The following is a 9310-nucleotide window of genomic DNA, read 5'->3' on the forward strand; positions in this document are numbered from 1 at the left end:
GACGCAAGTTCACGTGATTACCAACGACAATCGCTCATCCTACGAAGACGAGGTCGGATAATACTTTCGACTGAGGCACGACGTCTTCGTCAAAGAACGCGGCTGGAGGAATTTGAACTGCGCCGACGGGCAGGAGATCGATGTCTACGACAATGAAAGCGCGATTTACCTTCTTGCCATCGATCGGGGCCGCGTCGTCGGAGGGCAACGCCTCTATCCCACGCATGCGCCCCATATGCTGAGCGAGGTCTTCGGTCATATGACGCAGCGAGGCATTCCCCGGGCGCAGCATATCCTGGAATGGACACGATACTTCGTCGTCAAGGAACGAAGGGTCGGACGGACGGATTGCCGCCTTCTTGCTGCACTGCAGCAATTCTGCCTCGAGGAAGGCGTCACGGGCGTTACGGCAGTGGTCGAGATGTGGTGGCTTCCCCGCTGGCATCAGGTCGGTTTCAAGGTCCGTCCGCTTGGGCTGCCAACCCTGATCGAAGATCAGCCCTGCATCGCAGCAGAGATCGAGATCTCAGAGGCGAGCCTTGATCAGGTTCGAAAGCTCGCAGGTCTGCATGCCCCTGCCCTGGTTCGCAACGGCCGGATGCGCCCTCTCATCGATCGGGTGCCGCATGTCGCCGCCTGATGAGAACCTTCCCCTCTCCTCCTTCATCCAGGAGGAGATGATCGACCGCGCGTCTCAGAACCTGGCGCATCTCCTTGGTCAATTTCCTCCCATCGTCCGTTTGAGGCTCCTCGCCTTCATGCATCTGGTGGAATATCCCGACACGATGAGAGCCTCGCTCGAGATCGCCCCTTCGGGAACCATGCGCCTGATCTTGGACACGAAGGTCACGCCGGGCCTCGCTCATCGCCATTGAGGCCCGTCCTCCGAGACAACCGCGAAGAGGCCCCGTGCTCTCCACGAGCACGGGACCTTGCAGTCGACGCGAGGTCCTCAGGCTGCCTTCGTGTTCACGCGGGCTTCCGCGAGATCGGTCAACAGCTTGTCGGTCTTCTTCTCTTCCTGAAGGTTCTGATCGAGGAGCTTTGCGGCATCGTCCATGCCGAGCTCCTGCGCCCAGGTCTTCAGGGAGCCGTAGCGGGTGATCTCGTAATGCTCGACGGCCTGCGCGGCCGCCAGGATGCCGGCGTCCAGAGCCTCGCTGTCCGCGAAGTCTTCCATGACCTCCTTGCCTTCCTCGATGATCCCGTTGATGGCCTCGCATTGCACGCCGCGGGCCGGCTTGCCGATCATTTCGAACACCTTCTCCAGGCGCTCGATCTGGCCTTCGGTCTCGTCGCGGTGGGTCTCGAAAGCCTGCCGCAACTCCTCCGACTCGGCATTCTTGGCCATTCTCGGCAGAGCCTTCAGGATCTGCTTCTCGGCATAGTAGACGTCCTTCAGCGTATGAAGGAACAGGTCGTTCAGGGTCTTTTCCTTGGCTGCCATCGTAACAACTCCTCGGTTGAGCGTGGACTCAACGAAGGTCAAGCTTTGGGGTTCCTCGACGTTTTTCCGGCGGCTCCTCGTCGGACGATATCGTCGCACGAGCCGCTTCGGGACGCTGTCCGTATCCTGGATCGTCGACCGATGAATCCGCTCGGTCATCGGGGGAACAACACCGCTCCACGTCGCGTTCGGCCAAGGTCCAACAAGGAGAACCGACGTGACGAACATGATCCCGGCGAGCACCGGATCGCTGATGAGCGGAGAGCCCAATCTCAGCACGGCCGAGCGCGGCGCCTACATGCTGGCCGGTCTCGGCCTTGCGGCGGCGGCAGCCAAGCCGCGCCCCAACCCGCTCTTGAACATTCTCGCCCTCCTGGGCGGCTCCTATCTGGCCTGGCGCGGCTATGTGGGCAACTGCCCCGTCAAGGCGGCCCTCACGGGCGGAAGCGGCCGCATCGCTCACGACGGCTGATGCAAGAAGGGCCACAGCGCTGCTGTGGCCCTTGGCGTTGAGATCCCGTTCCCGGACGAGATCAGTACGACGACGTGGAACGACGTCCGGCGATCAGGCCATAGATGAAGAGGACGACGATCGCTCCGACGATCGCGCCGATGAACCCTGCCCCCTCGTCGGCCCGGTACCAGCCCAGAGCCTGACCGAGATAGGTCGCCACGACCGCACCCACGATGCCCAGGATGGTCGTCATGATGAAGCCCGACGGCTCGTTGCGGCCGGGCATGATCCACTTTGCGATCACGCCAGCCACGAAGCCGATGATGATGGTCCAGATAATGCTCATGTTGCGGTCCTTGGTCTGCGTTGCCTCCACAAGGAACGCACAGCTTCGGCTAAGGTTGCGGCAGACAGATTTCCCAGGCGCTCTTTTTCATGATCTCGCCTCACTTGCGGCAGACGCTTGCGCTCCCTTCGCATGGAGAGGCCTGCCATGAGCCCTGCCGGAGAAAACTGGAACTACGAATCCGTCCAAGCGCTTCTGTCCCTTGCCCGCGAGGGCATCCCGGTATCGGTGATCAGCCTGAAGCTGAAGCGGCCGGTCACCGAAATCCGCGCCAAGCTCAATGACCTCGGGGTCACGCCTGCGGCCGAAGTGTAGAAACCCGGAACGATCAATTGCCGATGGGAGGCTGCGGCATGCGAGGCCGTAGCCTCGAACCTTCGACGTTCATGCATCGATGTCGGAAGGAAATGGCGCGCCCGAAAGGATTCGAACCTCTGACCCCCAGATTCGTAGTCTGGTGCTCTATCCAGCTGAGCTACGGGCGCTTGGTCGGCAGGTCGTTGCGGGAAGCAACGTTGGCCGAGGCCGGTGACATAGAGGGATCCGATCCGGTTGGCAAGCCTCTTCGTGCAGAAGATGTGCGGAAAGCTTCAGTTTGCCCCTGCGGACGACAGGCGGTCCGGGATCGTGATCTTGAAGCAGGTTTTGCCATGGCTCTCGTCGAGGGTGATCGTCCCGCCGTGAAGCTGAACGAGTTCCGCCGCGATCGGCAGGCCCAGGCCCGTGCCTCCCTTCTGGGTGGAGCCCTGGAAGGGCGTGAACAGGTTGGCCTTCGCCCTCTCGGGGATGCCGGGACCGTTGTCCTTGATCAGGATGCACACCGTGCCGCCCTCCCGGGAGGCGGTTACGTCGACCCGGGGCTGTCCCTCGGGCGAGCCGGTCTGGCTCAAGGCCTGGACCGCATTGCGGACCACGTTCACCAGGACCCGGGAGAGCTGGTCCGGATCGGCATCCACCAGGAGATCCTCAGGAACCCGCGATTCGAAGATGATCCCCACCTCGGGAGCCAGGTCGGTCAGGTTCGACAGCTCATCGATCAGAGGCGCCAGGGGAATCATCCGCCGCTGCGGCAGCGGCTCGGTTGCCCGGCCATAGGCCAGGGTGGTCTCGCAGAAGGCAATGGCCCGGTCGAGGGTGCTGACGAGCCGGGGGGCAATGCGCTGGACGCTCTCGTCGCTCACCCGGTCGAGGCGATCCGTCAGGAGCTGGGCCGTCGTGAGCATGTTGCGCAGCTCATGGTTGATCTTGCTCACGGCCAGCCCCAGCTGCGCCAGGCGCCGCTTCTGGCGCAGCTCGTCGGCCAGGGTCGTCTCCATTCGGGCCAGGGCCTGCTCGGCCAGGCCGATCTCGTCGACCCGATCGGTCGGCTGGATGACCCGTGAGGCATCCTCCGGGTTGCTGGAGAAATCCGCGATATTGCCGGTGAGCCGCCGGACGGGCCGCACGATCACCCATTGCAGGGTCAGATAGACGAGACTCGCCGTGATGATGGAGATGAACAGGGACAGGAACAGGATGTTGCGCGAGAACTCGATCATGGCGCGGCGCAGGGGCGCCTGATCGAGGATCATCTCGACGAACTCCACGCCCATGCCGGCCCCGATGACCCGAATCGGCTTGTCGGCCGGATTGAACAGGGCATCGAAGGCATCCTGAACCAGCGTCATCCACTTGGCGTCGCGCAGATCCACGGTCTTGCTGACCTCCGGCGGCACGTCACCGGTGGCCAGCAGGCTCCTGCGCCCTCCCCCCTTCAGGGCGATCGCCTTGGCCCCGACCCCGTGGAGGAGGCGCAATTCCAACTCCTCGGACAGGCTCTCCTCGGGCGCGGCGTCGAGCACCATGGCGGCGATCTGGGCCGCCGCCAGGCGGTCGTTGAGCCAGGTCAGCCGGAAATTGGCCACCGAGGGCACATAGATGAGCACCTCGGCGATCATCACGAAGAGGACCGTCAGCAGGAGCAGGCGCGCGGAGAGCCCGAACTGGCTCAAGAAGCGTCCTGCCAAGGTGGTCTGCTCGCGGCTCATTCCGGTTTCATTCCAGGCAGCGAACCATGAACCCGGCCGCTGTGATCAGGGATTTTGATCTGACGGCTCAAGAAACTCCACCGCCCGATCCAACATCAGCTGGGATAAAGGGAGTTGGGCTTGAATCAAGCCCGCCCCTCCCTTGTCCCTTTCCTTCATATCTCCTCCCTGGGAGCCCCGCCGCGCCAATGCCTCACGGCGACCGGGACCAGCGCCAGAATCCCCAGGATGGCCAGAGCGATCATCAACCGGGGGGTCAACAGGCTCCCGGCGCTGAAATCGACCGCGCATTCACTCCGACCTGCCGCCACGCACTCGGCCCGGATCGTCTCATGCCTGGACATCACCTCGTCGAGCCCCGACCCGGCAACGGCGAAGGCGAAGGAGACCGGCAGCATGCCCAGCTGGGTGGCGAGCACGAACGACCTCACCCGCATGCCGAAGAGGGCAGCCGCGAGATTGGTCAGCCAGAACGGCACGACGGGGATCAGGCGCAAGGACAGCAAATAGAGGAAGGCCTGCCTGCGGAAGCCCGCCGCGAGGCTCTGGATCCGGGTGCCCGCCCGTTGCAGGAGCGGGCGCCCCAGGGCGGTGCGGGCGATCAGGAAGAGATTGGTCGCCCCCAGGGTGGCCGCCACGGAGGCGGCCGCTCCGCCGAGCGCCCAGCCGAAGAGATAGCCGCCGATGGTGGTCAGAAAGGCCGAAACCGGCAGCGACAGGGTCACGGCCACCACGTATACGAGGCCGAAAAGCCCCAGCATGGCCCATCGGTGGGCTGCCACGAGGCCCTGAAGCCAGGACTGGTAGCCGATGAAGGCCTCGAAGCTCAGGGAGCGGTGCAGGCCTGTGGCGAAGACGCCGCCGATGGCCAGGACGAGCAGCACGAGAGGCAAAATGCGCCGGAGACGTCTCGGCTCCTTCGGGCTATCGAGTTTTGGCTGCGTGTCGGCCACGGACCCTCCTGAATTCCGGGCCTTATGTAGGGCTTCGCCGGATCGAGCCCACCGGTCCGCCGGTGCGGCCGTGACACCGGGCCGATTGCCGCATAAGGGCCAGAGCGGCGTTGACTTTGCCCCTCCGTTCCGTCATAAGCCCGCAAGCTGACAGCGCTCTTCTGGGGCGCTGATCGTTTTTTCGAGACAGTTTCGGGGGCAACCCCATCATACCAGACGGGCGCGAGCCATCGAGCACCGCTGCCCCATTCGACCGGAGATGTGCCGTGAAGAGGACGTATCAACCGAGCAAGCTGGTTCGCAAGCGCCGCCACGGCTTCCGTGCGCGCATGGCGACCAAGGGTGGCCGCAAGGTCATTGCCGCTCGCCGCGCCCATGGCCGCAAGCGCCTGTCGGCGTAAGCAGCCTGGGATCGCCCGATGCGCGAGCCTCGCGCAGAGCTAAGCCTCGGGCGTCTGACGAAAAGACCTGACTTCGTCGCGGCGGCCTCTGGCCGCCGCTTTCATACCGAGCGGATGTCGGTCCAGGCTCGATTGCGCGAAGGCTCCGGCCTCGGCCTGCGGTTCGGCCTCACGGTCACGAAGCGGGTCGGCCACGCCACCGAGCGCAACCGGATCAAGCGCCGGCTCCGGGCTGCCATTCCCACGGCGGGCCAGGATTACGCGAATATCGATGCGGACGTCGTCGTCATCGGGCGACGGGATATCCTCACCGCCGATTTCGACCTGCTCATCGACGATCTCCGACGCGCGCTGCGGGCCGTCACCAGGCCGAAAAGCGCCCCGCCGGCAGAGCGTCGCCACCCTTCCTCACCTCCCCCCAACGGCGAGCGTCGCGGACATTCCCATGCGTGAAGACAATAGAAACCTCATCGTCGCCATCGCGCTGTCGCTGGCGATCTTGCTGGGCTGGCAGTACTTCTTTGCGGCTCCCCAGGCCGAAAGACAGCGGCAGGCCGCCCAGCAGGCGCAATCCACGCAGGCCAACCCCACGGCGCCGAACCCGCCCCCGAGCCCGAGCCAGGCCGGCGGGGCTTCGCCGACCGTGCCGGGGACCGTTCCGAGCACGCCGGCAGCCCCGGCCGTTCAGACCCGAGAGGCCGCCCTGGCCAGTTCGCCGCGCGTGGCCATCGACACGCCCGCGATCGCCGGCTCCATCAACCTGCGCGGCGGCCGCATCGACGACGTGGCGTTGAAGAACTACCGCGAGACGGTCGATCCCAAGAGCCCGATCATCGTCCTCCTGTCGCCCACCGGCACCCAGAACCCGTATTACGCCGAGTTCGGCTGGGTCGGCGCCCAGGCCGGCAGCCTGCCGAACCAGAACACGGTCTGGACGGCCGACAAGACCTCCCTGACCCCGGGCAGCCCGGTCACCCTGACCTGGCAGAACGAGCAGGGCCTGGTCTTCCGCCGCACGATCTCGGTGGACGACAAGTACATGTTCACGGTCAAGGACGCGGTCGAGAACCGCGGCGCGGCCCCCGTGACCCTGCAATCCTACAGCCTCGTCTCCCGCCACGGCAGGCCCGTCACCCTCGGCTATTACGTGCTGCACGAGGGCATGATCGGCGTTCTCGGCGACGAGGGCCTGCAGGAGATCACCTACGCGAACCTGGACAAGAAGGAGCCGATCTCGGGCGGCAGCACGGTCGGCCAGATCTGGAACTCCGTCACCGGCGGCTTCCTCGGCATCACGGACAAGTACTGGGCCGCCGCCGTCATTCCCGATCAGAGCCAGCCGTTCCAGGGATCGTTCACCTCGCAGCAGGGCCAGACGGCTGACCGCACCTATCAGGCCACGGTGGCCGGCACGGCGCAGACGCTCCAGCCCGGCGCCAGCACGGAGGTGACCCAGCGCCTGTTCGCGGGCGCCAAGGAGGTCGCGACCGTCGACGCCTACCACAACACCCTGAACATCAAGAACTTCGATCTCCTGATCGATTGGGGCTGGTTCTACTTCATCACCAAGCCGCTGTTTAAGGTTCTCGACTTCTTCTTCCGCCTGTTCGGAAACTTCGGCATCGCGATCCTGCTCGTGACGGTGATCCTGAAGGCCCTGTTCTTCCCGCTCGCCAACAAGTCCTACGCCTCCATGGCGAAGATGAAGGCGGTGCAGCCGGAGATGGCCTCGATCCGCGAGCGCTATGCCGACGACAAGATGAAGCAGCAGCAGGCGCTGATGGAGCTCTACCGCAAGGAGAAGATCAACCCGGTGGCCGGCTGCTGGCCGGTGCTGATCCAGATCCCGGTGTTCTTCGCGCTCTACAAGGTGCTCTTCGTCACCATCGAGATGCGCCATGCGCCGTTCTTCGGCTGGATCCGCGACCTCGCGGCTCCCGATCCGACCACGATCTTCAACCTGTTCGGCCTCCTGCCCTACAACCCGGGCGCCGTGCCGGTGATCGGCCACTTCCTGATGCTCGGCGTGTGGCCGATCATCATGGGCATCACCATGTGGCTGCAGATGAAGATGAACCCGGAGCCGCCGGACCCGGTGCAGAAGCAGGTCTTCTCCTGGATGCCGGTGATCTTCACCTTCATGCTCGGCTCGTTCCCGGCCGGCCTCGTGATCTACTGGGCCTGGAACAACCTGCTCTCGGTCACCCAGCAGGGCTTCATCATGCGCCGCAACGGCGTGAAGATCGAGCTGTGGGACAACCTGCGCAAGACGTTCAGCCGCAAGGCCAGCCCGGCCAAGGGCTGACCGACCAAGAGCGGACCGGCCAAGAGCGGACCGGCCAAGAGCGGACCGGCCAAGAGCGGACCGGCCGCGGACCGATCAGGATCATCCCCGGGCATCGTCCCGGGGATTTTCGTTTGGGGCGCTGCGATCCGGCTCCCGGACAGGAATTCGACCGGATGCCTTGAAGAATGCCGTCCGAGCGCCGATAAGGACCCCATGACCGAGACAAGCCCCCCGAACCCGGACGTCGACCCCTTCCTCGAGATCGGCCGCAAGCTCTTTGCCGGCGAGGCGGACTTCATCTGGGCGGCCAATTCCCTGAAGAACCTGCCGCCCATGAGCAAGGTGGAGATCGCCTTCGCCGGGCGCTCCAATGTGGGCAAGTCGAGCCTCGTCAACGCCCTGACCGGGCGCAACACGCTGGCCCGCACGTCGCATACGCCGGGCCGCACCCAGCAGCTCAACTTCTTCAACATCAACGACCGCTTCCATCTGGTCGACATGCCCGGCTACGGCTATGCCGCCGTCGACAAGGAGAAGGTCGCGGCCTGGACGCAGCTGATCCACGATTATCTGCGCGGCCGGGCGAGCCTTGCCCGCGTCTACGTGCTGATCGATGCCCGCCACGGCATCAAGCCGGTGGACGAGACGGTGCTGCAGACCCTCGGCACGGCCGCGGTTTCCTACCAGATCGTCCTGACCAAGGCCGACGAGCTGAAGAAGGGCGAGCTCGACAAGCGCATGGCCGAGACCCTGCAGAAGATCGAGAAGCGCGCCGCCGCCTATCCGGAGATCCTGCCGACCTCGAGCCGCACGGGCCTCGGCATTCCGGAGCTGCGCGCCAAGGTGGCCCAGCTCCTGAGCGAACGGGGCGCGGGATGACCCTCGCCGCCCGGATCCTCCTCGTCCTGGCCTCCCTGTCGGGCCTTCTGGGCGTCGGCCTGTCGGCGGCCGCCGCGCACATCACGGGCGGCCATCTCGCCACGGCGGCCCAGTTCCTGCTGTTCCACGCCCCCGCCCTGCTCGCCCTCGTGGCCCTGATCGCCGCCGGGGCCGTGAACCCCCTGCTGGCCCAGATCGCCGGCTACGCGCTGATTCTCGGCCTCGTCCTGTTCTGCGGCGACCTCTCCCGCCGGGCCTTCTCGGGCGCGGCGCTCTTTCCCAGGGCGGCGCCCGCGGGGGGCATAATTCTCATGCTGGGCTGGCTCATGGTGGGAATCTCGGCGCTTCTGCGCCTGCGAGCCTGACGGGGTTGTTTGCACCGGCCCATCCTTCGGCGCATCGTGCAGAAATGTGGATCCGGTTTCCCGCCATGAGCGATGCGCAAGCGGAGGGGAGCATCGGGGCCCCAAGTGGCTTGCCCGGTTTGGGCCCGGGCGGTCGTCAGGAGGGCCGTGG

Annotated in this window: 13 protein-coding genes and 1 tRNA gene; 9 read left to right on the plus strand and 5 right to left on the minus strand. The window is 65.2% G+C overall.

The features are described from left to right. Window positions 1-70 precede the first annotated feature (70 nt). Both OCW50_RS19790 and OCW50_RS19795 read left to right on the plus strand, forming a co-directional pair. On the plus strand, window positions 71-640 hold the full coding sequence (locus OCW50_RS19790; protein ID WP_262298719.1) for an acyl-homoserine-lactone synthase: 570 nt from the start codon (window positions 71-73) through the stop codon (window positions 638-640). Further along, on the plus strand, window positions 627-875 hold the full coding sequence (locus tag OCW50_RS19795; RefSeq protein WP_262269786.1) for a hypothetical protein: 249 nt from the start codon (window positions 627-629) through the stop codon (window positions 873-875). The genes OCW50_RS19790 and OCW50_RS19795 overlap by 14 nt, the downstream gene beginning before the upstream one ends. Window positions 876-952: 77 nt before the next feature. Here OCW50_RS19795 and OCW50_RS19800 read toward each other — a convergent pair whose 3' ends face one another. Continuing rightward, a complete protein-coding gene (locus tag OCW50_RS19800) occupies window positions 953-1447 on the minus strand; it encodes a YciE/YciF ferroxidase family protein (protein ID WP_262298666.1) in 495 nt (164 codons plus the stop codon). A gap of 226 nt (window positions 1448-1673) precedes the next feature. On the opposite strand from OCW50_RS19800, the gene OCW50_RS19805 reads away from it, so the two are divergent. Then, window positions 1674-1919, plus strand: a complete 246-nt coding sequence (locus OCW50_RS19805) for a YgaP-like transmembrane domain (RefSeq protein WP_262269837.1) — start codon at window positions 1674-1676, stop codon at window positions 1917-1919. Between the two features lie 61 nt (window positions 1920-1980). Here OCW50_RS19805 and OCW50_RS19810 read toward each other — a convergent pair whose 3' ends face one another. Next, window positions 1981-2247, minus strand: a complete 267-nt coding sequence (locus OCW50_RS19810; RefSeq protein ID WP_262269784.1) for a GlsB/YeaQ/YmgE family stress response membrane protein — start codon at window positions 2245-2247, stop codon at window positions 1981-1983. A gap of 147 nt (window positions 2248-2394) precedes the next feature. Between OCW50_RS19810 and OCW50_RS19815 the strand changes: the two genes are divergently transcribed. Then, the gene (locus OCW50_RS19815; RefSeq protein WP_262269783.1) at window positions 2395-2562 is read left to right on the plus strand and encodes a hypothetical protein; all 168 of its coding nucleotides are present in this window, start codon (window positions 2395-2397) and stop codon (window positions 2560-2562) included. A gap of 93 nt (window positions 2563-2655) precedes the next feature. Here OCW50_RS19815 and OCW50_RS19820 read toward each other — a convergent pair. From OCW50_RS19820 to OCW50_RS19830, 3 genes are all read right to left on the minus strand, one after another. Then, window positions 2656-2732: transfer RNA gene (locus tag OCW50_RS19820), tRNA-Arg, on the minus strand. Window positions 2733-2837: 105 nt separating this feature from the next. Continuing rightward, a complete protein-coding gene (locus tag OCW50_RS19825; RefSeq protein WP_262269782.1) occupies window positions 2838-4274 on the minus strand; it encodes a sensor histidine kinase in 1437 nt (478 codons plus the stop codon). A gap of 155 nt (window positions 4275-4429) precedes the next feature. Next, the gene (locus OCW50_RS19830) at window positions 4430-5227 is read right to left on the minus strand and encodes a TVP38/TMEM64 family protein (RefSeq protein ID WP_262298667.1); all 798 of its coding nucleotides are present in this window, start codon (window positions 5225-5227) and stop codon (window positions 4430-4432) included. Between the two features lie 266 nt (window positions 5228-5493). On the opposite strand from OCW50_RS19830, the gene rpmH reads away from it, so the two are divergent. The 5 genes from rpmH (at window position 5494) to OCW50_RS19855 (ending at window position 9159) form a co-directional block, all read left to right on the plus strand. Beyond that, window positions 5494-5628, plus strand: a complete 135-nt coding sequence (gene rpmH / locus OCW50_RS19835) for a 50S ribosomal protein L34 (RefSeq protein WP_027314822.1) — start codon at window positions 5494-5496, stop codon at window positions 5626-5628. Between the two features lie 18 nt (window positions 5629-5646). Next, window positions 5647-6081 (plus strand): ribonuclease P protein component, encoded by a 435-nt coding sequence (gene rnpA / locus OCW50_RS19840; protein WP_262269780.1) that lies wholly within the window; start codon window positions 5647-5649, stop codon window positions 6079-6081. Continuing rightward, window positions 6074-7933 (plus strand): membrane protein insertase YidC, encoded by a 1860-nt coding sequence (yidC, locus tag OCW50_RS19845; RefSeq protein ID WP_262298668.1) that lies wholly within the window; start codon window positions 6074-6076, stop codon window positions 7931-7933. Before rnpA ends, yidC begins: the two co-directional genes overlap by 8 nt. Before the next feature lie 195 nt (window positions 7934-8128). Further along, the gene (yihA, locus tag OCW50_RS19850; protein ID WP_262298669.1) at window positions 8129-8794 is read left to right on the plus strand and encodes a ribosome biogenesis GTP-binding protein YihA/YsxC; all 666 of its coding nucleotides are present in this window, start codon (window positions 8129-8131) and stop codon (window positions 8792-8794) included. Further along, entirely contained in the window at window positions 8791-9159 is a 369-nt protein-coding gene (locus OCW50_RS19855) for a DUF423 domain-containing protein (RefSeq protein WP_262298670.1), read from the plus strand. Before yihA ends, OCW50_RS19855 begins: the two co-directional genes overlap by 4 nt. Window positions 9160-9310: the final 151 nt, after the last annotated feature.

It is taken from the genome of Microvirga sesbaniae, assembly GCF_025460805.1.
Classification (GTDB): domain Bacteria; phylum Pseudomonadota; class Alphaproteobacteria; order Rhizobiales; family Beijerinckiaceae; genus Microvirga; species Microvirga sesbaniae.

Bases quoted from the DNA above. Each gene is read 5' to 3' on its own strand.
- OCW50_RS19795 (WP_262269786.1), top strand. From the start codon at position 627: ATGTCGCCGCCTGATGAGAACCTTCCCCTCTCCTCCTTCATCCAGGAG.
- rnpA (WP_262269780.1), top strand. From the start codon at position 5,647: ATGCGCGAGCCTCGCGCAGAGCTAAGCCTCGGGCGTCTGACGAAAAGA.
- yihA (WP_262298669.1), top strand. From the start codon at position 8,129: ATGACCGAGACAAGCCCCCCGAACCCGGACGTCGACCCCTTCCTCGAG.
- OCW50_RS19810 (WP_262269784.1), bottom strand. From the start codon at position 2,247: ATGAGCATTATCTGGACCATCATCATCGGCTTCGTGGCTGGCGTGATC.
- yidC (WP_262298668.1), top strand. From the start codon at position 6,074: ATGCGTGAAGACAATAGAAACCTCATCGTCGCCATCGCGCTGTCGCTG.
- OCW50_RS19815 (WP_262269783.1), top strand. From the start codon at position 2,395: ATGAGCCCTGCCGGAGAAAACTGGAACTACGAATCCGTCCAAGCGCTT.
- OCW50_RS19805 (WP_262269837.1), top strand. From the start codon at position 1,674: ATGATCCCGGCGAGCACCGGATCGCTGATGAGCGGAGAGCCCAATCTC.
- OCW50_RS19855 (WP_262298670.1), top strand. From the start codon at position 8,791: ATGACCCTCGCCGCCCGGATCCTCCTCGTCCTGGCCTCCCTGTCGGGC.
- OCW50_RS19800 (WP_262298666.1), bottom strand. From the start codon at position 1,447: ATGGCAGCCAAGGAAAAGACCCTGAACGACCTGTTCCTTCATACGCTG.
- OCW50_RS19825 (WP_262269782.1), bottom strand. From the start codon at position 4,274: ATGAGCCGCGAGCAGACCACCTTGGCAGGACGCTTCTTGAGCCAGTTC.